Source organism: Chryseobacterium sp. FP211-J200, assembly GCF_001643375.1.
GTDB lineage: Bacteria > Bacteroidota > Bacteroidia > Flavobacteriales > Weeksellaceae > Epilithonimonas > Epilithonimonas ginsengisoli.
In genome coordinates this window covers 96,437-118,520 of record NZ_LSHB01000012.1, presented here as the reverse complement: position 1 = coordinate 118,520, position 22,084 = coordinate 96,437, and the positions used below count along the sequence as shown (strand labels likewise).

General features: G+C 37.5%; 23 protein-coding genes and 1 tRNA gene. 4 read left to right on the top strand and 20 right to left on the bottom strand.

Annotation, left to right across the window (positions count from 1 at the left end):
• Nucleotides 1-166: 166 nt before the first annotated feature.
• From AXA65_RS05330 to AXA65_RS05280, 11 genes are all read right to left on the bottom strand, one after another.
• Nucleotides 167-979: a 2,3,4,5-tetrahydropyridine-2,6-dicarboxylate N-succinyltransferase gene (locus tag AXA65_RS05330; protein ID WP_063969080.1), complete on the bottom strand. Its 813-nt coding sequence runs from the start codon at nt 977-979 to the stop codon at nt 167-169.
• Between the two features lie 80 nt (nt 980-1,059).
• Nucleotides 1,060-1,596 carry a C40 family peptidase gene (locus AXA65_RS05325; RefSeq protein ID WP_063969079.1) on the bottom strand — a complete coding sequence of 179 codons (537 nt, stop codon included), beginning with the start codon at nt 1,594-1,596 and terminating at the stop codon, nt 1,060-1,062.
• A 424-nt stretch (nt 1,597-2,020) separates the two neighbouring features.
• Nucleotides 2,021-3,934 carry an LTA synthase family protein gene (locus AXA65_RS05320; protein WP_228391625.1) on the bottom strand — a complete coding sequence of 638 codons (1,914 nt, stop codon included), beginning with the start codon at nt 3,932-3,934 and terminating at the stop codon, nt 2,021-2,023.
• A gap of 175 nt (nt 3,935-4,109) precedes the next feature.
• The gene (locus AXA65_RS05315) at nt 4,110-5,417 is read right to left on the bottom strand and encodes a sensor histidine kinase (RefSeq protein WP_063969077.1); all 1,308 of its coding nucleotides are present in this window, start codon (nt 5,415-5,417) and stop codon (nt 4,110-4,112) included.
• A 29-nt stretch (nt 5,418-5,446) separates the two neighbouring features.
• Nucleotides 5,447-5,806 (bottom strand): four helix bundle protein, encoded by a 360-nt coding sequence (locus AXA65_RS05310; RefSeq protein WP_063969076.1) that lies wholly within the window; start codon nt 5,804-5,806, stop codon nt 5,447-5,449.
• 32 nt (nt 5,807-5,838) lie between these two features.
• Entirely contained in the window at nt 5,839-6,516 is a 678-nt protein-coding gene (locus AXA65_RS05305; protein ID WP_063969075.1) for a response regulator transcription factor, read from the bottom strand.
• Between the two features lie 112 nt (nt 6,517-6,628).
• Nucleotides 6,629-6,702 (bottom strand) — tRNA-Ala (locus AXA65_RS05300).
• Between the two features lie 127 nt (nt 6,703-6,829).
• Nucleotides 6,830-7,057, bottom strand: a complete 228-nt coding sequence (locus tag AXA65_RS05295) for a DUF2007 domain-containing protein (RefSeq protein ID WP_063969074.1) — start codon at nt 7,055-7,057, stop codon at nt 6,830-6,832.
• Between the two features lie 65 nt (nt 7,058-7,122).
• Nucleotides 7,123-8,442, bottom strand: coding sequence for an L-lysine 6-transaminase (lat, locus tag AXA65_RS05290; RefSeq protein WP_063969073.1), 1,320 nt, complete (start codon nt 8,440-8,442; stop codon nt 7,123-7,125).
• Between the two features lie 12 nt (nt 8,443-8,454).
• Nucleotides 8,455-8,916 carry a hypothetical protein gene (locus AXA65_RS05285; RefSeq protein WP_063969072.1) on the bottom strand — a complete coding sequence of 154 codons (462 nt, stop codon included), beginning with the start codon at nt 8,914-8,916 and terminating at the stop codon, nt 8,455-8,457.
• Between the two features lie 13 nt (nt 8,917-8,929).
• Nucleotides 8,930-10,468, bottom strand: a complete 1,539-nt coding sequence (locus tag AXA65_RS05280; protein ID WP_063969071.1) for an aldehyde dehydrogenase family protein — start codon at nt 10,466-10,468, stop codon at nt 8,930-8,932.
• Nucleotides 10,469-10,673: 205 nt separating this feature from the next.
• Between AXA65_RS05280 and AXA65_RS05275 the strand changes: the two genes are divergently transcribed.
• Nucleotides 10,674-10,859 carry a hypothetical protein gene (locus tag AXA65_RS05275; RefSeq protein WP_063969070.1) on the top strand — a complete coding sequence of 62 codons (186 nt, stop codon included), beginning with the start codon at nt 10,674-10,676 and terminating at the stop codon, nt 10,857-10,859.
• Here AXA65_RS05275 and AXA65_RS05270 read toward each other — a convergent pair.
• Nucleotides 10,856-11,281, bottom strand: coding sequence for a DoxX family protein (locus tag AXA65_RS05270; protein ID WP_063969069.1), 426 nt, complete (start codon nt 11,279-11,281; stop codon nt 10,856-10,858). The genes AXA65_RS05275 and AXA65_RS05270 overlap by 4 nt on opposite strands.
• Nucleotides 11,282-11,346: 65 nt before the next feature.
• Entirely contained in the window at nt 11,347-12,222 is an 876-nt protein-coding gene (gene era, locus AXA65_RS05265; protein ID WP_028122116.1) for a GTPase Era, read from the bottom strand.
• Between the two features lie 250 nt (nt 12,223-12,472).
• Between era and AXA65_RS05260 the strand changes: the two genes are divergently transcribed.
• Together AXA65_RS05260 and AXA65_RS05255 are read left to right on the top strand one after the other, a co-directional pair.
• Entirely contained in the window at nt 12,473-13,468 is a 996-nt protein-coding gene (locus AXA65_RS05260; RefSeq protein WP_063969068.1) for a T9SS type A sorting domain-containing protein, read from the top strand.
• Nucleotides 13,469-13,560: 92 nt separating this feature from the next.
• Nucleotides 13,561-14,565 (top strand): DHH family phosphoesterase, encoded by a 1,005-nt coding sequence (locus AXA65_RS05255; RefSeq protein WP_063969067.1) that lies wholly within the window; start codon nt 13,561-13,563, stop codon nt 14,563-14,565.
• A gap of 202 nt (nt 14,566-14,767) precedes the next feature.
• Here AXA65_RS05255 and AXA65_RS05250 read toward each other — a convergent pair whose 3' ends face one another.
• The 7 genes from AXA65_RS05250 to tilS all read right to left on the bottom strand — a co-directional run bounded on the left by AXA65_RS05250 (nt 14,768) and on the right by tilS (nt 20,951).
• Nucleotides 14,768-15,133 (bottom strand): DUF1304 domain-containing protein, encoded by a 366-nt coding sequence (locus AXA65_RS05250; RefSeq protein WP_063969066.1) that lies wholly within the window; start codon nt 15,131-15,133, stop codon nt 14,768-14,770.
• Between the two features lies 1 nt (nt 15,134).
• Nucleotides 15,135-15,917: an alpha/beta fold hydrolase gene (locus AXA65_RS05245; RefSeq protein WP_063969065.1), complete on the bottom strand. Its 783-nt coding sequence runs from the start codon at nt 15,915-15,917 to the stop codon at nt 15,135-15,137.
• Between the two features lie 3 nt (nt 15,918-15,920).
• Nucleotides 15,921-16,418: a hypothetical protein gene (locus AXA65_RS05240; protein WP_063969064.1), complete on the bottom strand. Its 498-nt coding sequence runs from the start codon at nt 16,416-16,418 to the stop codon at nt 15,921-15,923.
• 72 nt (nt 16,419-16,490) lie between these two features.
• Nucleotides 16,491-17,009 carry an ExbD/TolR family protein gene (locus AXA65_RS05235; protein WP_063969090.1) on the bottom strand — a complete coding sequence of 173 codons (519 nt, stop codon included), beginning with the start codon at nt 17,007-17,009 and terminating at the stop codon, nt 16,491-16,493.
• A 127-nt stretch (nt 17,010-17,136) separates the two neighbouring features.
• Nucleotides 17,137-17,571, bottom strand: a complete 435-nt coding sequence (locus tag AXA65_RS05230) for a GNAT family N-acetyltransferase (protein ID WP_063969063.1) — start codon at nt 17,569-17,571, stop codon at nt 17,137-17,139.
• 2 nt (nt 17,572-17,573) lie between these two features.
• Nucleotides 17,574-19,643 (bottom strand): thioredoxin family protein, encoded by a 2,070-nt coding sequence (locus AXA65_RS05225; RefSeq protein ID WP_063969062.1) that lies wholly within the window; start codon nt 19,641-19,643, stop codon nt 17,574-17,576.
• A 9-nt stretch (nt 19,644-19,652) separates the two neighbouring features.
• Nucleotides 19,653-20,951 (bottom strand): tRNA lysidine(34) synthetase TilS, encoded by a 1,299-nt coding sequence (gene tilS / locus AXA65_RS05220; RefSeq protein ID WP_063969061.1) that lies wholly within the window; start codon nt 20,949-20,951, stop codon nt 19,653-19,655.
• Nucleotides 20,952-21,069: 118 nt separating this feature from the next.
• On the opposite strand from tilS, the gene AXA65_RS05215 reads away from it, so the two are divergent.
• Nucleotides 21,070-21,906, top strand: a complete 837-nt coding sequence (locus AXA65_RS05215) for a flagellar motor protein MotB (RefSeq protein ID WP_063969060.1) — start codon at nt 21,070-21,072, stop codon at nt 21,904-21,906.
• The last annotated feature ends 178 nt before the right edge of the window (nt 21,907-22,084 follow it).

Sequence of the window (22,084 nt, the reverse complement as noted above, 5' to 3'; positions counted from 1 at the left end):
CCGAACTCAGGTTAATTATTTTTTCAAGTTCTTTTTGAAGGGGTAAATGAGCTTCAAATCATTGTTGACAATTTGAAGCTACAACCACCTATTTATTTGTTATTGAATAAACAACACTGTTTTCTTTTTCCTTCAATCAGTAAAAGAGATCAATCAAATTTTCGAATTAAACCGCTACATTATTTTCTCTCAAAGCATCGTTAAGAGAGGTTTTCTTGTCTGTAGATTCTTTTCTTTTTCCGATGATCAGTGCGCAAGGGACCTGAAATTCGCCAGCTGGAAATTTCTTTGTATAACTTCCCGGGATCACCACTGAACGTTCTGGAACGTAACCTTTCGTTTCGATTGGTTCAGGTCCGGTTACATCAATAATTTTAGTGGACATTGTCAGGCAAACGTTTGCACCTAAGACAGCTTCTTTTCCTACTCGAACGCCTTCTACCACGATACAACGTGATCCAATGAAAGCATCATCCTCTATAATCACCGGAGCCGCCTGCAATGGTTCCAAAACACCACCAATTCCTACACCACCGCTTAAGTGAACATTTTTACCGATCTGTGCGCAACTGCCAACTGTAGCCCAAGTATCAACCATAGTCCCGGAATCTACATAAGCACCGATGTTAACGTAAGATGGCATCAAGATCACACCACTTGCTACAAAACTTCCGTGTCTAGCAATAGCGTGAGGGACTACTCTAACGCCTTTTTCTGCGTAATTTTTCTTCAAAGGAATTTTATCGTGGAACTCGAATGGTCCAACTTCTATGGTTTCCATGGTTTGGATCGGGAAGTACATTACGACTCCTTTTTTCACCCACTCGTTGATCTGCCAACCGTTTTCTGTAGGTTCAGCCGTACGCAATTCGCCAGCGTCTAATTTTGCTACAACTTCTCTTACTGCATTTTGATATTCTTCTTCTTTCAAAAGTTCGCGGTTATCCCAAGCTTTTTCGATTTTTTCCTGTAAAGACATATTTTTTATAAATGATAATTGATTAATGATAATTGATTCCCATTTTGAGATGGAAATCGTGTTCCGCAAAAATAATAAAACTAAAGGACACTTCTCGCAAAAAGGAAAGCTTTGTTCCAATACGCCTCATTGAGAGAAGAAATGATCACACCTTTGGAAGTTGAGGCATGGATGAAGGTCACTTCACCCGTGTTCATAATATCATGAACGATTCCGACGTGCGTCACAGCAGATCCGCCAGCGGTTGCAAAAAACAGGAGATCACCGGGTTTTGCCTCGGAGATATTGATGGATGAACCAGATTTTCCCTGGTCTTGCGAACGTCTTGGCATTTTCATATTATTCTCATCGAAAACTTTGCAGACCAAACCAGAACAATCAAATCCAGCTTTTGTATTTCCAGCGTATTTGTAAGGCGTACCGAGATAATTCTCTGCGTTATTCAAAATAGACGCTCTGGTTCCGGAAACATTCCCTGAATAGGTCGAACTTAGTTTTTTGAGATTGGCAGATTTGGTAGTCGTTGGTTTTTTGTAGGAATATTTTTTTGTGGATTTCGAAGCACCACAAGACACCAGAATTATTGAAAATAGAATTACCAGTACAGATCTTTTCATTGAGTAGATATTAAACAGTAACTTTTTTTCGATAGGAATAATTTGGATGATGTCACAAAAATAGGACAGTTATCTAAATTAAACAAGAGGTTGATTTAAAATTTAACACTAATAAAATCTTAGAAATTCTTATCGAGACCAATTCCCACACTCTTATTTTGATAAAAAGGCATGACCATCATTCGAGAATGTTCATTTTTCCCACCTAGAATTTGATCGATCTTGCGACAATGTCAGGAACGATCAGTTTTTCATAACGGAATTGATGAGTTCCATCTTCCACATTGAATCTTGTGATTATTGAATCCTTTGCTAAGTCGTAGCCAAACTATCTTGCGCTTTGAAGTATTGATTACTTAATAAAATTAAAAGCAAACTTAATAAAAGATCTTTCATGGTTATTTTTACATATCAAAAGTGCGCCTCAATTTGGAAGGAATTTGGAAGTGTTTTTCTTCAAGGTCCTTATGTTTTTTGTAGCCTTCATCCTTCCGTTTTTGAATCTTTCGCTGGCCGTTTGGTAATAAGCAATGGTTTGAGACACCAGATCATTATTATTATTTTTAACTTCAGACAATGACTGATCTTTTGCAGATACTGTGAACTGTTTCGTTCTTTTTTTGTCATCAATTTGAGTAAAAACATCTCCCTTCAGCATTCCCAATGTTCTGTAATTCCCCAGAAAAGCTCTTTCACCACCTGGTTTCGTTTGATTGATATCTTTCCCATACAAACTGGTCTCATAGCGCCAACCAAGATATCCAAACAACGTTGGCATCAGATCGATCTGCGACGTCAAACGTCCGATTTTTTCTGGCGTGTGTGGCAGATTGTAGATAATCGCCGGAATGTGATGGTTTTTGATATTGATCTCCCACTTGCCGGCACTATTTGCACAATGATCAGCGACGATCACGAAGACCGTATTTTTGAACCAAGGTTTTGTTTTCGCTTCGGTAAGAAATTTCCCCAATGCGTAATCGGTATATTTCACAGCCGCATTTCTGTTGCCTTGCGGAAGATCGATTTTACCATTTGGAAAAGTGTAAGGTTTATGATTGGAAGTTGTCATCACAAATTGGAAAAAAGGCTTCCCAGCCTTGGAATTCCTATCAGCATATTTTAGCGATTGTTTGTAAAGGTCCTCGTCGCAGATTCCCCAGGCATTTTCAAAACTCACCTCATTGTCGGGAATTTGAAAACGTTGGGTCTTGATATCATCGGACAAGGCATTTCCCCTATTTCTATCGACAATATCAAAACCCTGACCTCCGAAAAAGTTATTCATATTGTCAAAATAACCATCGCCACCGTAGATGAAATAGGGTTGGTAATCTTTCGACTTCACGATTGTCGAGATAGAAAAAAGGTCTTGATTATTGGGTCTTCTCACGATACTGTTTCCCGGAGTTGCCGGAACAGACAAGGTCAATGCTTCCATTCCGCGGACAGTTCTGGTTCCCGTTGCATAGAGGTTTGTGAAGAAAATACTTTCCTCGGCAAGCTTATCAAAATTGGGAGTGATGTTGTCTTTGTTTCCAAATGCTTTTATAAAATCTCCGCTGAAACTCTCTATCGTGATCAGAATAATATTGGGCTTTTGCTCAATATTACCTTGGGTATTGCGAGAAATATCGTCAAATTTATTGGAATCATAAGTTTGATTTTCTTGCACAAGGAGATCTTTCAAAATTTTGTAAGCCTCTTTATCAGAAATTTTTGGATAGAACGTATCATAATCCAACTCGTTGGCCTTGAACGCTGTGAAAAATGAAAACACGCCGTTTTTTCCAAGCTCGTTCAACACCAGATTATCTGTAGATTCTGCCATTTTATTTTTCATTAATAGACCGAGACCAATTGTAATAATTATAACTGGAAATAAATATGTTGAACGCTTCGATATCGATCTCTTATCGGAAAATGTGTTTCGGAACGCACCTTTCCTTTTCAGCAAAAAAAGCGTCAGCCAGACCAAAGCGATCAAAGCTCCGAAGATCAAAGGAAGCGGATAAGACTGGTTGATATTTTCCACAACCTCATAAGTATAGATCAGATAGTCAACCGCAATGAAGTTGAATCTCACGCCGAACTCGTCCCAAAAAGGAATCTCAGCCAAAAGACTGAAATACATGATGACGAGAATCAAAACCAGATAAAAATAGGTAAAGATCCTATCGAACTTTGAACCGATCCATCTTTTCGGGAATATCAAGAGATAAACCGCGTACAGCAACAAAAACAAAGCGCCAACAGCCAGATCGAAAAAGAATCCGGTAAAAAACGCCTTAAGAATGTGAAGAAAATTAAAATCAAGATCTTTTGAAGACCAGAACATAAAAACAACTCTGACTACGCATGACAGCGTAATATAAAGAATTAAAATAGAGAATAATACAGTAGATCTCCCTTTGAATAATTTCGCAAATATTGTTTTTGGATCCATAATTACACGATGTTGACCGTGTAAAGTAAGGGCTCAATTTAGAAGAAATATTGAATTATTTTTTTTATTATTTTTTTTGCTCCATATTCTCAATATCAATCGAAAAAATGTGAAGCTGATCTTCAAATCGATAATTGATATTCCAATTCTGAAGCTTGCAAATTTGTTTGATGATTGCCAAACCCAATCCACTTCCACGGTTATCTGTTGACAGTTTGGAAAATCTTTTGAAAAGCAGGTCCTCGTTCAACGCTTCTGTTCCAGAATTTGAAACCTCAAAGACCGAATTTGTCAATCTGATAGTGATCATACCGTTTACAGACGTATGACGGATGGCATTCAGAATTAGATTATTCACCAAAACCTCCAGCAGACTGCTATTGCCTTTCACTTCAACATTAGATGAAATATCAGAATGTAAAGCAATTTTCTTTTGTTCAAAATGCTCTTGTAATATCTGGATACTTTGTTCAAGAAGTTCATTAAACTGAATGACTTCCGAATTATCAAACTGGCTGTTATCGATCTTTGCCAAAAGCAGAAGATTGCGGTTGATACTGGAGCTTCTGGTCAAAGCTTTGTGCATCTCTTCCACGATCTGATATTGTTTCTCCGTCAGATCATCGTTCTGCAAAAGAATATCCAGCTTATTTTTTAGGATCGCAAGTGGCGTCTGCAATTCGTGGGAAGCATTTTCTGTGAATTCCTTCTGCGTCCTGTAAACAGAGATGTTCTGATCGATCAATTTGCTTAAGGACAGATTCAGTTCATCAAATTCTTTAATGTCAGTGTCTTCAAATTCGATATTCGCCTGCTGATTCAGATTGAAGTTTTTGAGTTGGTCCAATGTTTTTCGGAATGGTTTCCAGACTGAACTTGACAATCTTCGGTTAAGAAATAACAAGCCTCCAACCATTAAAATGAAAAGTAAAACCGTAGTCGCAGAGATGAAAAAGATGGTTTCCTGAGATTCTTCGATATTGGTTTCCACCAGAAAACGGAAAGGTTTTTGGTGGAGGTAGATAACCGTAGAATAGCATCTGAATCTGTCTATCGCCTCAGCGCTTGGGAAGGCATTGTGCTTTTCTGTAATGTAAATACTATCTTTCAGATTATCGCCACTCAAAAGGGGGCTGATGTAGGTATTCGGTTGTATCTTGTGCCACAAATCTACGATTTCGGAATTTTTTTGGTCAGAAAATCCCAAATTATTGAGCTGGCGTTCGGTTTTTTTAGCCACAATTTCGTTATGCTCATCCAACTCGTGCTTCCAGATCGCGTCCACCACCATATAATACACAGGAATGCTAATGACCAAAATAATTAGGACATAGATGATAAATGGTTTTGTGGTTTTGCTAAGAAGTGGCTTCAAATTAATTATTAAATATTAATGATAAATTATCAATTAGATGTGCTTGATTTAACAGACTTAAGTATTGTGGTAAGTAATTTAATGATTTCTGTTGCATCCGCATTGATGCTATCAAATTCTTCGTTTGTCAAGTAAGCTGTTTCCTTGAGTAATTCAAGCCAATAAATTGTCTCATTGATTTCTTTTTGCGCAATTGCTAATTTATGTTTAAAATCGTTTTTGGTCTCAGCATGCTCAGCTTCTCTGATCATTGCGCCAACTGAAGTCCCACTTCTCAATAATTGTTTTGAAAGTACAAATTCTTTTTTATTCTCACATAAATACTGATATAGTTTTACAATCCTTACAGCAAACACAAAACTCTTTTTTTTTACAATATTTTCTTTCATAAGATTAATAATTTACAATTAACCATTTATAATTAATCTGAGATCCATTTGTATCCCGTTCCGTAGACTGTTTTCAAGTAATGTTCGCAACCAGCATCGTAGAGTTTCTTTTTCAGGTTTTTTACATGCGCATAAACAAAATCGTGGTTATCCAACATGTCTGCAAAATCCCCAGAAAGATGCTCAGCCAAGGTACTTTTGGAAATCACTTTATTTTTGTTTCCAATAAAATAGATCAAAAGATCGAATTCCTTTTTTGTCAAAGAGATCAATTCATCATTAATGGAGACGGTTTTAGCTAGAAGGTCGATCTGAAGTTCATTCTGCTTGACGACATTCGAATTGTTGAATTGTTTTCTGCGGATGATTGAATAGATCCTTGCCATCAATTCTGACAAGTGGAAAGGTTTTGTGAGGTAATCATCTGCCCCCAACTGCAGACCTTTGATCTTATCATCCAATGCATTTTTCGCCGAGACAATAATCACGCCATCTTGCTTGTTTTGTTTTTTCAACTCTTCCAATATCGCAAGACCATTTCCGTCCGGAAGCATGATGTCCAGCAAGATGCAGTCATATAGAAAATTTGAGATCTTGTTCATGGCATCAGAAAAGGTGGATGCAAACTCGCACAGGTAGTTTTCTCCTGCAAGATATTCGGCGATGCTTTTCGCCAACTCTGTCTCGTCTTCGATTATTAGGATTTTCATCAATAGTTATATTTTGATCAAGCTCATGTCGCTAATGTACGGATCCAATTCTGAAGAAATTTTGAATGAAGATAAAACAAAAGATCCTCACTATAAAATAGCAAGGATCAAGTGGAGAATACGGGGATCGAACCCGTCACCTTTAGACTGCCAGTCTAACGCTCTAGCCAGATGAGCTAATCCCCCTTTTGTTCTGCAATGATACTGATTTTGTAGATCATCAACAAAAATAATTTCAAATTAATAGAAAAAAATCGGGCTCAAATAAATTTGAACCCGATTTCTGTAAAACGTAAAATTTAAAAATATGAAATCAATTTTGGTTTGATTTTAAATATTCATCGATGATCTCAAACGCTTTTTTCTCGTCGTTCAGATCAACTTTAATAAAAGTGTTGGTTGCAGTGGGAGTCGAAAGAAAACTAAGATAAGAGTTCTCAACATCACATTTTATTCCTGCATCTTCCAGCTTAGACTTCATCAGCTGGATCTCCTGTGGGCTGCTGCTTTCGTAAACAGAGACTCTGGTTGTTGCATCCATAATTCAGATTTTGATATTTATTAAGCATAGCAATTTATAAAAAAAATATCAAAATCAAAAATTCTTTATATTAAATTCTCAAATAATGAATTAATTTTATCTAAAACAATGTTGATTTCTTCTTTTGTTACATTAAGATGTGGACGGAATCTGATGGACTGGTCGCCGCAGGTCAACACGATGATTCCTTCATCATAAAGCTTCTCTCTCATCCAGTTTCTGGTGTCATGGTCTTTCAGATCGAATGCACACATCAAGCCTTTTCCTCTAGATGCAAAAATTTGCTCTGGGAATTTTTGTTCTAATTTTAATAATCCATCCAATAGAAACTCGCCTACAACTTTGGAATTCTCCACCAAGTTTTCATTTTCAATGATCTCCAAAACCAATTGGAAGCGAAGCATATCGATAAAGTTTCCACCGAATGTCGAGTTGATTCTTGAACTTTCCACGAAAACGTGATGTTCTACTTCGTCCAGCTTTTCTTTGTTTGCCAATATTCCACAAACCTGCGTTTTCTTACCAAAAGAAATAACGTCTGGAATAATTCCCAGATCTTCGTAAGCCCACATTTTCCCCGTCATTCCGATTCCAGTTTGTACTTCATCAAGGATTAAAAGGATTTCATTCTCATCGCAGATTCGTCTCAATTCAACGAAGAATTCATTCCTGAAATGATTGTCGCCACCTTCAGCCTGGATCGGCTCTATAATGATACAAGCCACCTCATCTGGATTTGCCAAAATCGCTTCTTGGATATTCAGCAAAGCCATTTGTTCGTGCTTGATGGTCTCTTTCAAATTTTCTTCAGTAATTGGAAAATTCAGCTTTGGGTTGGTGATTCTTGGCCACTCGAATTTTGGGAAATACTGGTGTTTTCTTGGATCAGAAGTATTCGTTAATGACAAAGTGTAACCGCTTCTTCCGTGGAAAGATTGTTTGAAATGAATGACCAAACTTGCCTCCTTGTCAATATCTTTTTGCCAGTTTTTTCTTGTTTTCCAGTCGAAAGCCGTTTTCAAAGCGTTTTCTACAGCCAAAGCGCCACCTTCTACGAAAAAGCAATAAGGTAGTTCTTTCGGAATCGCTACTCTCGAGAAAACGTCCATAAAATCGGCGTATTCCTGAAGATAAACATCGCTCAAGGTTGGTTTATAAATTGCCATTTTCCCCAACCAATTGGCTTTTTCCAAAATGTAAGGATGGTTGTAACCAACGGAAGCCGACGCAAACATCGAGAACATATCGAGATATTCTTTGCCTGTCAAACGGTCAACAATGTAGGAACCGTGGGACTTTTCAAAATCCATTACAAAATCGAAACCGTCTGCTAGAATGTGTTTGCCTAAGGTTTCTTTTACTTTATTTTCTGTAGTTGTTATCATTTATGAATTTTTTTATTTAAAAATTTCTATCAGTTTCTTTTTTGACCTTTCTTTTTCTTCGTCGTATGAGAAAACAGGAATCATTGTGAACGCTAAAACAAAGAAGAGAAACACTATGTTCATTGTTATATTTAGTAAACCTATTACATTTAAAAATATGACTAAAAACATTACAAACACAGCCATTGTTAAAGAATATACAACACTAAATATTGCTGGCCTAATTGATACTTTGACAATGAATTTTCCATCTTTTTCAGAAATATTTCCCGTAGAAACTGCTTCTAAAACTCCCCTGACATTCGTGATTTTTGTGATTTTAAATGTTCTATTGGTAATTATCCCTCGAAACATTATTTTTTCATTAAAGCCAAAAAAAGAAAAATAATTTTTATTCGTAATTTTTCTCAGTTCAGCCAAACTTTCTGCTAATTCTTTTGTTGTTTCAATTTCAAAATGCTCAACAATTTTCATTGACAATTAAATTTTATAAATCGAATTTAATCCCCTGAGCCAATGGCAAACTGGTTGTATAATTGATTGTATTTGTCTGTCTTCTCATATAATATTTCCAGACATCGGAACCGGATTCTCTTCCGCCTCCAGTTTCTTTTTCGCCTCCGAAAGCGCCACCGATTTCTGCTCCTGAAGTTCCGATATTCACGTTGGCAATGCCACAATCTGAACCGCCGTTTGAAAGGAACAATTCTGCTTCTCTCAGGTTTTGCGTCATAATTGCAGAACTCAATCCTTGTGGAACATCGTTTTGTAAAGCAATCGCCTCGTCCAAAGTTTTATATTTGATCAAATAAAGAATTGGTGCAAATGTCTCGTGCTGAACGATTTCGTAACTGTTTTCAACCTCAGCGATGCAAGGTTTTACGTAACAGCCGGAAGTATAATCTTCACCTTCCAAAACGCCACCTTCAACTGCAAATTTCCCGCCTTCAGCTTTACATTTCTCTATGGAATCCTGATATTGTTTTACGGCAGATTTGTCAATTAGCGGTCCAACGTGATTGGATTCGTCCAACGGATTTCCGATTTTCAATTGTCCGTAAGCTTTTACCAGACGGTCTCTCACTTCATCGTAAACAGATTCGTGGATGATGAGACGTCTTGTGGAAGTACATCTTTGTCCAGCCGTTCCCACAGCTCCGAAAACCGCACCGATAATACTCATATTGATATCGGCATTTTCTGTGATAATGATTGCGTTGTTTCCGCCCAATTCCAGAATTGATTTTCCGAAACGTTTGGCCACATTTTGTCCTACAATTCTTCCAACTCTTGTAGAACCTGTGAAAGAAACAAGCGAAATTCTTTTATCATTAACCAACTTATCGCCAATCTCGTGGTCAGCAATTACCAAACTTGAAATCCCTTCCGGAAATCCGTTTTCTCTTGCTACTTCAGCAAAGATATTTTGACAGGCAATCGCACAAAGTGGTGTTTTTTCTGATGGTTTCCAAACGACAACGTTTCCACAGATCCAGGCTAATGAAGCGTTCCAGGCCCAAACTGCAACCGGAAAGTTGAACGCGGAAATCACGCCTACAATTCCAAGTGGATGATATTGTTCGTACATTCTGTGACCTGGTCTTTCGGAATGCATTGTATAACCGTGAAGTTGACGGGACAATCCTACTGCAAAATCGCAGATATCTATCATTTCCTGAACTTCGCCAAGACCTTCCTGCAGAGATTTTCCCATTTCGTAGGAAACAAGTTTTCCTAAGTCGTCTTTGTATTCTCTCAATTTGTTTCCAAACTGACGAACCAGGTCGCCACGTTTTGGAGAAGGAATCTGTCTGAATTCTTTGTAAGCTTCCTGCGCTTTTGACAACACTTTTTCGTAGTCATTGGCATCAGAAGTTTTGATGGAGGCGATCAATTTTCCATCAACCGGAGAATGGCTTTCTATATTTTGGCCAGATGAGAAAAATTCTAATCCTGTGGAAGTTCCGTTGTTTTCCGTTGAAATACCTAATCTTTTTAGATTTTCTAATATTGAAATTGAGGACATATAATTTTATATTTTTAGAAGTCTCTAAAGATAAAAATATATTTTGACGGACAAAATTTAAAACTAACAATCGTTAGTAAAAGAGTTTAAAAGTATAGAAGTTGGAGTGTTTGAGTGTGGGAGAATTGGAGATTTCGCCGAACATAAAATTATTTTGAATGAATCTAAACTGCAGAATTTTTCTTATTTTTGAAAAAAATAAAAAATGGAAGAGAACATTGAAACGGAGGAGAAAAAATTACCGAAGTGGAAAAGCTTGCTGAAAAAGTTTGGAATTGGCGGCATCATCTTCTTTACCGTAAAAGGAATCATCACTTCTACTCTCATCTATTTCCTAGGCAAAAATTTTTGGATCATCATCAAAGATTATGTGACCCAATGGTTTGATTAATATACCGCCTCTTTCTTTGAGAAAAGCCAATCCAAAGAAAACTTACCAGAGCCTAACACAAATATTGTAAGGTAAAAGAAAAAATACACCAGACTCAATTCTTTTACGACGTACGGATCAGAGCCGTGCCTTACGAAGAAAGCAATCAGCATTGTCATCATCAGTGGAACTGTAGAAAATCTTGTGAGAAATCCAACAATGATGAAAACAGAACAAAGTACTTCCGCAAAGACAACGAGCACCAAGGAAATCACTGACCCCAATCCCAGAAAATTCATAAATTCTATCTTATCATTTGCAGTTAGCATCTCTAGTTTTGGCAAACCGTGCGTCAACATAGAGATTCCTACGAATAATTGGATTACTAATATCAATCCGTTTAAAACTATGTCATTAACTTTTGATGAATTAAAATTTCTCATTTCCAGAATCAATTTCTATCAAAGCTAACAAAAAAATCCTTTATAGAAAAGGATTTAAGAGGTTTTTAACGGTAACCGAAATTTTTGAGATCTCTATCATTTTTTCGCCAGTCTTTTTTGACTTTGACGAAAAGGCTGAGATGTATTTTTTTACCAAAGAATTTTTCCAGATCGATTCTCGCTTCTGTACCTACTTTTTTGATCATCTCACCTTTGTGTCCAATGATGATCCCTTTCTGTGTATCACGTTCTACGTAGATTATAGAATCAATAATAATAGCACCTTCTTTTTCCTTAAACTGCTCCGTCACCACTTCTACAGCGTACGGAATTTCTTTCTCGTAATTCAACAAGATCTTCTCGCGGATTGCTTCATTTACAAAGAAACGTTCTGGTCTGTCCGTGTACATTTCTTTGTCGTAATAAGGTGGATTTTCCGGTAACATATCTTTCAGTTTCGGAAGGATCACGTGTGTGTTGAAAGAGTTTAAAGCAGAAATTGGAAGAATCTCGGCTTTAGGAATTTTTTCGTGCCAGTCGGTGGCAATTTTTTCAAGCGCTTCCTGATTGGTTTGATCGATTTTATTCAATAACAATAAAACAGGAACTGGAATTTTGTTCAATTTATCGATCAAAAATTCTGATTGTTCCGCTTTATCCGTCACATCAACTATAAAAAGAAAAACGTCTGCATCCTGCAAAGAATCTTTCACAACGTCCATCATTTTTTCCTGCAAACCATATTTTGGGTCTAAGACGCCTGGCGTATCAGAAAAAACGATTTGAAGGTCTTCCTCATTATATATCCCGAAGATCCTGTGTCGGGTGGTTTGTGCTTTTTGGGTCACGATGGCCAGCTTCTCTCCCATCAATTGATTGAGAAGGGTTGATTTTCCGGCGTTTGGTTTCCCAACGATGTTTACGAATCCTGCTTTGTGCATTAACTTGAATTAAAATTAAAAGATTAAATGATTAAAAAATTTAAGCATTCAACCGTTAGAAATGATTTGCAAAGTTACGGAATTTTTGAAGTAAGATATTTAAAAACGTAATATTAAATCTATCAGTATATTATCAAATATTTCTAAAATTATTTTAAATTTATAGCTAAAATAAAATTGATAACCTATGAAAAAACTTTAAATTTTAGTCTTCACCTTTCTATGGCTGCTGGGATTCTCGCAAAACAGTTTGTTATTTGACAAAAATTGGAAGGTAGAAAAAGTCACCGTCAACGGCTCGACAATAGACATTTCTGCTGATCAGAGCGCTTACTTTATGAGATTCTATTCAGACTTTCTTTTTAATTATGTGAGTGACATCTGCTCAGAAAATTTTGGAAAAGTTACTTTTAACAATGTCACTAACGATTTCGTTATTACAGAAGCCAATACGTACTTAGGAAATTGCCAACCTACCAGTCTTGATACCAACTACTCTTTGTTTTTTACGAAGAATTCGAGTGCTGTCAATAATATCACGTACGATATTGTGCAGAAATCAAATGGTTATGATTTGACATTAAGTAATATTTCGGGTGACCAGTTGACTTTCTCTTATTATACGCCGCCTACAAACCTCAGCTCGCAAAATTGGGTTATAGAATCACTAAACATCAATGGGACCAACTACAACAAACCTACTCAGCAACAAGGAGACAACACAATGATAAGTTCGGATGGCGATTTCCAGAGCGATTATTTTAATGGTGGTCACGGCACTGTCGGTTTTTATGCTGACAATAGATTCCGCCTATTGAATCTAAGTGTAACGCTCGCAGTTTCTGATGACCCTCAGATCATGCAATTCGACGGCTTATATTTTGGTAATTTTTTCAGCGGTGACAGAACCCTACCGTATTCTTACGATATCTCTAATGGAAATGAAACATTGGTGATCACAAAATACAATGGAGACAAAGCAACATATTCTAAAAAAGTGCTAGCGACGTCTGAAATTTCGAAATCAAGGATCTCTGTTTATCCAAATCCTGCAACTGATATTGTGATTATAGAAAATCTGAAACCAAATGCTTCTTTGGAATTGATCGACAACTCAGGTAAAATTGTGAGATCTCTTTCTAATAGTAAATCAAACAAGACCGAGATCAATGTCAAAAATCTACCCTCGGGAATCTATTACCTGAAAGTGGACGGGCAATCTGTTCAAAAGGTTATTAAGAAATAAAATTAAAATTCAACAAAAAAATCGGTTCAAATTTGAGCCGATTTTTTTATTTAAAGTTTTACCTTTGGAACTTCACTTTTCAATAACCATTTATGTTTACAGCCAAAGAGATCTCAGAGATCAACGCACTTCTAACTCCTGAAAGCAATATCGTCATCGTATCACACCACAATCCGGATGGCGACGCAATCGGCTCTTCTCTTGGACTGAAGCATTACCTGAAAACAAAAGGAATTGAAGCAACTGTGATCGTTCCAAACGACTTTCCAAAGTTCCTGAAATGGATGCCGGAAGCGAAAAAGATCGTTATTGGCGAATACAAAAGAAAAGTGGCTGGCGAAGCAATCTACAATGCCGATGTGATCTTCTGTCTTGATTTCAATTCACCAACAAGAATTGGACTTTTGGGTGATTGGGTAACGAAAGCGAAGGCAAAGAAAATATTGATCGATCACCATCAGATGCCGGAGCAATTCGATTACGTGTATTCTGACACGACGATTCCAGCGACTTGCCAAATGGTCTATCACTTCATCCAAGCCAACAACGATGAGAGATCTGTGAATCTTGACATCGCACAATGTCTTTACACCGGAATCATGACCGATACAGGTGGTTTCCGTTTCCGTTCTACGAGCGCAAGCACACATAGAATTGTAGCTGATTTGATCGAGAAAGGTGCAGATCCAGCCATCATCACCTCCAACACTTGGGACACGAATACGATTTCCAGACTTCATCTCCTTTCCCTCGTTCTCAGCAGAATCGAATTGACGAAAGATGGAAAAGTTGCCATCCTTTGGCTGAAACGTGCTGAACTAAAAGAGTACGGTTTTGACAAAGGCGATACAGAAGGTTTCGTAAATTACGGATTGAGCGTTCTGGGAACTAAAATGGCGGTTTTCTTTATGGAAGATCTTTACGAGGATTTCATCAAGATCTCTTTCCGTTCCAAAGATTCTGTGGACACGAATCAGTTTGCTAGAAAACATTTCAACGGTGGTGGACACATCAATGCTTCCGGTGGGAAATACTTCAAATCTATGGAGGAAACGATTGAGGATTTCAAGGAAAAAATTGAGGCGGAAGAGTTTTAAAAGACTCAAGATCAAAGGCAAAAGAGCCAGACCCATAACATTGGGAAAACTTGTAACCTGACCAAGTATTGATTGACAAACAAAACCCCTAGCCCCGATGGGAACGGCATCCTTTTTTGTCTTATCTAAAAACTTGTTTTTAATGACAAAACTTCTAAGACAAAAAAAGATATAGTGGACAGCGGGATCAGCTCCTAAAAATCTATCGCAACAAGACGAAAACCAAAGCGATGATCGCCGGCAAAGCCTGTACAAAAAATATTTTCTTCGAAGCTGAAAACGCACCGTAAATCCCGGCGACTACCACGCATCCAAGGAAGAAAATCGCTACATTTTTTGACCAAACGGCGTCGCAAATGAACAAACTCCAAATGAGTCCGGCGGAGAGAAATCCGTTGTACAAACCTTGGTTTGCAGCGAGTCCTTTTGTTGGTTTGAAAAGCTCGTCCGGAAGCGAACCCTTGAAAGTTTTCTTGCCCAAGGTTTCCCACGCAAACATTTCCATATACAAGATATAAAGATGCTCTAGCGCGACGATTGCGATGAGTATTTTTGATAGGATTTCCATTTTAGAGAACGAATTTTTTGGGTAGATGATGGAGCAATTCTGTGTTGATGATCGAGGCGCAAACTTCCGGTTTTTCCCAATGTCCGTTGTGTCCGCAATCCAGAACGTAGGATTTGATGTTGGTATTATCGGGCAGATTTTTGATGGTTTTTTCTGAGTTGACCGCCGAATCGTGTTTGCCAGATAAAATGAGGATCTTTCCTTCGAAGTTTTCTAAGACCTTGGATCTGTCGGGACGTTCTATCATTCCTTTTTGGGACGCGAGAACGCCGTCTACGGAAGATGTGTAGGCAATTTCCTTCGCAAGTTTTATTTTAGATTCGAGAATATCGTGCTCGTTGGGATTGAAAAGATTGGGAACGCCCGCATTTACGAACGCTCTTAGATTTTCCTTGATGATTCTCAAGCCTTTGGTTCTGGTTTGTTTTTTTTCCTCGTCATCTGCAAAATAAGTTGAGAAAAACAGCGTGAATGATTTCAAATCTTCAGGATATTTTTTTGCAAAAGCCAAGGCAATGTAGCCGCCCATCGAATGTCCGAGCAAGTGAAACTCATTTAATTTCAAATGGTCTGTCACTTTTCTCAGTTCGTCAGCCATTGATTCCATCGTTTGAACTTCCGCGATGACTTCAGACTTTCCGAAACCTGGCAGATCGATCTTTATCAATTTGAATTTCTCTGACAAATATGGTTTCAAATCCTCCCAAATCGAGAGATTCTCCATAAATCCGTGGAGCAAAACCAAGGTTTCTGTTCCGTTTCCTTCTATTTCGTAGTTGAGCATAATTTACATTTTGATGATGATTTTGTCAGCAAATCCCGAACTGTTGATCGATTCGTGAAGCTTGAACGTTTTGCCGTCGTCTGCTGTAGAAAAATTTCTTTTGCCACTTCTCACATCTACTTTTCCGTTGTCGTTATCGGAAATACTTTGTTTGATGTTGCCTTCAAATTTAAGGTTTTTAGACGAAGTCATTTTTGCAGTTCCATCGATGGTCAAATATTGTTTACCGTCGGCTTGTTTGCCAGAGATTTGATATTCGTCCTGACCAATTTTCTTAAAAGTAATTTTACCCGTTCCTTTCAGCATATCGTGCGTCAAACTGTGCGTTCCTTCCAGATCTTTGAAACTCCGACTGGCGAGAATACTGTCATTGATTTTGGTCCTCGCAACGTTGATTGAATCAATGATCTTTGCGCTGTCAACTTTGGGAGTATTGGTTTCTACTGTCTTTTTACAAGAAACCACTAAAACTAAAATAAGGATCGGGAAAAGGTTTTTCATTGGCTAAATTTTCATCTAAAATAAATAAAAAAGAGCGTCCATCAGACACTCTTTAGATTAATTTGGTATTTTTTATTGAATTTTACTCTCGTACAATTCTTTTTCTTTGTCGTTCAATTCCGAAATGCCGTAGCGTTCGGATTTTGTGATTGTCATTTCATCTAGCATATCTACCACTGTTTTATATTCCGCATCGTCTGTTGGTTTGATGATCACTGTGAAAATATCTTTTTTAGGCGCTTTTGCTTTAGCAGATTCGATCGTTTTGGATATTTGTGCCTTATCAAAAGAAACTGGCTTTAAACTATTGTCGGTCAAATCTTTCTTATCTGCCTGATAGTAGAATACCTTTCCCTCTTTTCCAAGTATAAAGGTGATTTGGTTTCTATAATCAATTTCAGTTGGTTTACCTGTATTTTCAGGAGGATTTGAAAAATTGATGGCATTCGGTTTTGAGAAATTGGTCGTGAACATGAAGAAGGTGATCAGTAAGAATCCCAAGTCCACCATTGGCGTCATGTCTACTCTGATCGGTTTTTTGTTTTGAGTTTTCTTCCCGTTAGATTGCTCTTTGATTTGAATTTCGGCCATAGCTTTAAAAATTAAGTAGTTAGTATTTAAAACAAGAAATCCATAACAATTTGTCATCATTATGGATTTTTGAATACAAATTTTATACCTTATTTTTAAATTACTTAACAAAAAGCTATTTATAGAATTACAAATTCTTCCAACGCTCAAATGTCATCTGAAATTTCACTTCCTTTCCGTGCATCCCAATTTCTTCCCTGCCGGAAAGTTTATAGAATTTCTCAGCCCTCGTATTAGGACAAGTCCCGAGCCAGACAGGTTTTGTACTTTGTTCAAAATACCAATTCAGCATCATATTATGCAATTGTTTTCCAACACCTTGGTTTTCGAATTTTGGATCTACGAACAAAGCCCAAATATTATTTTCAAGCATATCCGCGATTGCAAAACCTACGATCTGACCTTCGATTTCACACACCCAGCCCTTTCCTCTTTCTGTTAAATATATCCTGCAATCCTCGCCTGTTACCAGATTTGGATCAGACAACATGTTTTCTTTCACAGAATTACGAACAACTTGTATTTGCGGAATATCATTAATTGTAGCTTCCCGGATGATCATTTCTACTTATTTTTATAAAAATCAATTCCGCATTTCAAGAACTTTTTGAAGTCTTCTTTTGGCATATAACCAGAAACCGGAATGTTGATCACTTTCTGATCTGGCGTAACCAAAACATAATGCGGCTGAGAATTGTTGTTGAAGTTCACTTGCTGGAACAAGCTCCATTTATCACCAATTGTCTTGATCTTTTTCATTTGACCTTCGCCCATATCAATTTTGATCTGCTCGTTTTCTGGCAATTCTTCTTTATCATCCACATAAACGGAAGCGATGATCAAATCGTTCTGAAGCATTGGTAAAATATCGTCCTGACTCCAAACGAATTCCTCCATTTTACGACAGTTTTCGCAACCATAACCAGTGAAGTCGATCAAAACAGGTTTGTTTTCTTTTTTCGCCACTTCTATTGCTTCGAAGTAATTGTGATACGGTTTCAAACCAAGAATTCCGTCTTTTTCGTCGTGGAAATAACTCACGTTCAACGGAGGTAAAATCCCGCTCAGCAACTGTAATTTTGGTTTCTCTGAAGGAATCAATCCTTGAATCAAATAAACCACAAACACAATTCCGAAAACACCCAGGATCCTCCTTCCTAAACTGATCTTCGGTTTCTTATCATCATGAGGAAATCTGATCTTCCCGAATAGATAAACTACCAATCCGATTGCAATGACAATCCAAAGCACGATGAACAATTCTCTTTTTAGCAAGAATGTTTTGGAAACCAGATCTGCTTTTGATAGGAATTTAAGAGCCAAAGCCAACTCGATGAAACCAAGAACCACTTTTACAGTGTTCATCCAACCACCAGATTTTGGTAAACTTTGAAGTGCCTGAGGAAACAAAGCCAACAATCCAAAAACTAATGCCCAAGCTAATCCGAATCCACCTAAAGCAAATGTTAAAAGTGTCGGAACATTTGTAGCTCCAGCAACTACTCCACCAAGTAAACTTCCCAAAATCGGACCTGTACATGAGAATGAAACGATGACCAACGTCAAAGCCATAAAGAAGATCCCGATCAATCCACCCGCTTCTTCAGCTTTGGAAGATTTGTTGGCGATCCAGCTTGGCAACGTGATCTCGTAATAGCCGAAAAAGCTTAATGCAAAGAATAAGAATATTGCGAAGAAGAATAAGTTAAGCCAAATATTGGTCGAGATCTGATTGAAAATATTCCCTGAGATCCCATCAATAATATGGAACGGAATACTTAATAAAACAAAGATCAACAGAATGAAAAATCCGTAAATGAATGCATCCCGTTTGCCTTTTGCCTTATCTTTATTTCCTTTGGTAAAGAATGAGACCGTTAATGGGATCATCGGGAAAACACACGGTGTGAGCAATGCGATCAATCCACCTAGGAATCCAAGACCTAGAACCAGCCAATTGTCATCATTCGGTTTTTGGGCAACAGTTCCGCAATCAGTCAAAGGATTTTGGAAATCCAAAGAATTGATCTTCAAGCCATCTTGTTTTGCAACTGAAGGCTCAGATACATTTGTAGGTTTCAAAACAGTTCCCACTTGTCCTGCCGGAGCAACTTCGTAAACGGTATCTTTTGTTTTTTCAACCCTTTCTTCGGAAGCAACAGCAGTCGCCGTTCCGGCAATTTGTTTTTCAAATTCCAAAGTATTTGGTGCCAGACAAACGCGGTCGTTACAAGTCTGATACATGATCTCAGCTGTAATTGTTGCTGGCTTCGAAGCATCTTTTGGTTTGAATTTCTGTTTGAAAACCACTTTATCAGAATAATAGACAATCTGCGCTCCGAAAGCTTCCGAGAATTCGTCGTGCTTTTTACCCACTTCAGTCACTTTCCCGATCAGCTGGATCCCGTCTTTTGAAGTTACCTTAAACTCCGTGGGAATCCCGGAATCTGGTGGAAGATCCTTGGAGTAAACGTGCCATTTGTCTTCAATTGTTCCAGTCAAAACCGCTTCGTATTGGTCATTCCCAACAGAAACCACATCAAATTTGAATTTGACAGGATTTTTGATCTGCGCGTTGAAGATGGTAATTATAAATATAAAAAGTGTGGATAACACTAGTTTTAGATCTTTCATTTCTTAATTTTAAATTTTTACTTCTAAAGATTCAGAATCATCTGAATTAAACCGTCCATCTTGCCGAAAAGGTAAAACACCGATAATCTGATTATTAGCATCACAAAGAAGCCAGATTTTTTGCTTGGCTAAAATAGAGATTTTTTCGTCCTTAAAAAACTTCGAGATCTTCTTTTTACCAATCATTCCGATAGGAAAAAAAACATCACCTTCCTGTTTCTTTCTCAATTTCAGAGGTAGCTCAATTTTATTTTGATCAATTTTCCAATGGCAATTTCCAAATTCCAGGATTTCATCTTTGATATGTTGTGGAATGAGAATTTCGTTTTCGACGATTTCAAGTGCCATTTCTTCGGCTTCAAACTTCAAACTTCCAAGATCCAAATTTTGATTCAATATCAACTCATTTCTATTAATGACCAATTGAAATTCTGAATTTAAAAATGAACTTCCGGTTTGCGCCGTGAAGATCTTCTGCATTTCTTTTTCATCATTGAAACCAAACCGCTTCAAAATCTCAAAACGGATCAGATCAGATTCTTTCGAGAATTTCTCTTTAACTAAAATTGTCTGTCCGGTTTCAATATTTCTTTGAAATCCATTGATTTTTTCATTGACCAAATCATTTAAAACATCTTTGGTCTGATTCAAAATCTCTATACTTTTAGAAAAGTTCCGAAGAAAATTCTCATTGATATTTTCTAATTCCGGAACAACCTTGTGTCGAACTTTATTCCTTAGATAATCGGTTTTTTGGTTCGAGACATCTTCACGGAAACCAATCTTATTCTCCTTAGCAAACTCATAAATTTCATCCTTAGAAAAATTGAGAAGCGGCCGAATAATTTGATTTTCATTTGCAGGAATTCCACTCAAACCTTTTATTCCGGAAGCTTTTGAAAGATTGATGATGAAAGTTTCCAATTGATCATTCAAATGATGGGCAGTTACAAGATATTCGAGATTTTGTTCCTTTTGGATCTTTCGGAAAAACTGATAACGTAACTCTCGCGCCCAATTCTGGATAGAATTTTCTGGCTTTTTATCTTTCGCTGAAACGTCGTACAGATGAAAAGGAATTCTATGGCGTTCACAAAAGTCGGAAACCAGCTGCTGATCGAAGTTAGAATCCTCATTACGAAGATGATAATTAATATGTGCGATTTGGAATTTCAAACGCGAAACCTGAAACAGATCAGCCAAAACCATAGAGTCCACGCCTCCACTTACGGCTAAAAGGTATGTTTTTTGTTGCCACTGAGATTGTAATTGCTCAAGAACGTTTTGAAATTTTAAGAGACTTAACACAATTTTATAACGAAATATTAAGTTATAGACACAAATATACGTTTATTAATTCTTACTTTTGAAATGTTAAAATTACCTTTCAGAACTATTATTTAAAAACAAATAAATATTTATACATATGCGATTATTCAAAATTCTGACAATTGCCGTAGTGGGACTTTCCCTTACCTCGTGTGTCAGCAAAAAACAATTCGATGCCCTCAATCTGAACTACAAACAATGTATTGAAGATGCAGGCGACAGAATGCGTCAGATCCAGGATCTAAAAGGAGAAAACTCTTCTCTTAAAGGTCAAAACGATCTATTGGTTGGACAAAACAGCGCACTGAAATCCAGTCTTGACGCTTGTCTGGCGAATGCAGGAAAAGGTTCTACAAACATTGATAAATTGGTGGGCGAGATCAATGCTTCCAACGCTTACATCAAACAATTGATCTCCGGAAAAAGCAGAAACGACAGTTTGAATATGGCTCTTTCCAACAAACTGAAACGTTCTCTTGACAACATAGCTGATCAGGATGTGGACGTGAAAGTTCTGAAAGGTGTGGTATTGATCTCATTATCAGACAAAATGCTTTATCAAGTTGGTAAGTACGAGATCCAACCAGCTGCTGCAGATGTTTTAGCGAAGGTTGCAAAAGTGATCAACGATTACGATACTTACAGCGTTTTGATCGAAGGTAACACGGATAACACGCCACTCAACAGCGCCAATGCACCAAGAGATAACTGGGATCTTTCTGCCCTAAGAGCGACTGCCGTTGCGAAAGTTCTACAAAATCAATTTGGTGTGAATCCAAACAGGATCACTGCTGGTGGTAGATCGGAGTACAATCCTAAAACGACCAACGCATCAGTTTCTGGAAGAGGTGAAAACCGTAGAACGGAAATCATCATCATGCCGAAATTGGATGAGTTTATGAAATTGATGGACATTGCTCCAGTGAAAAAATAAATGATAATAATGAATGATCATTGATTCATTCAGAGTTCAAAATTAAACCTTGTCAGAAATGGCGAGGTTTTTTTGTGCTTATATTTTGGGCAGCTTTTCCGCCTTCCACTCCCGCTTTTTTGTCATTGCAAAGAGAGCTAGGTCGTAAGTGGAACTTTTCTAGAATCGCAATGACAAA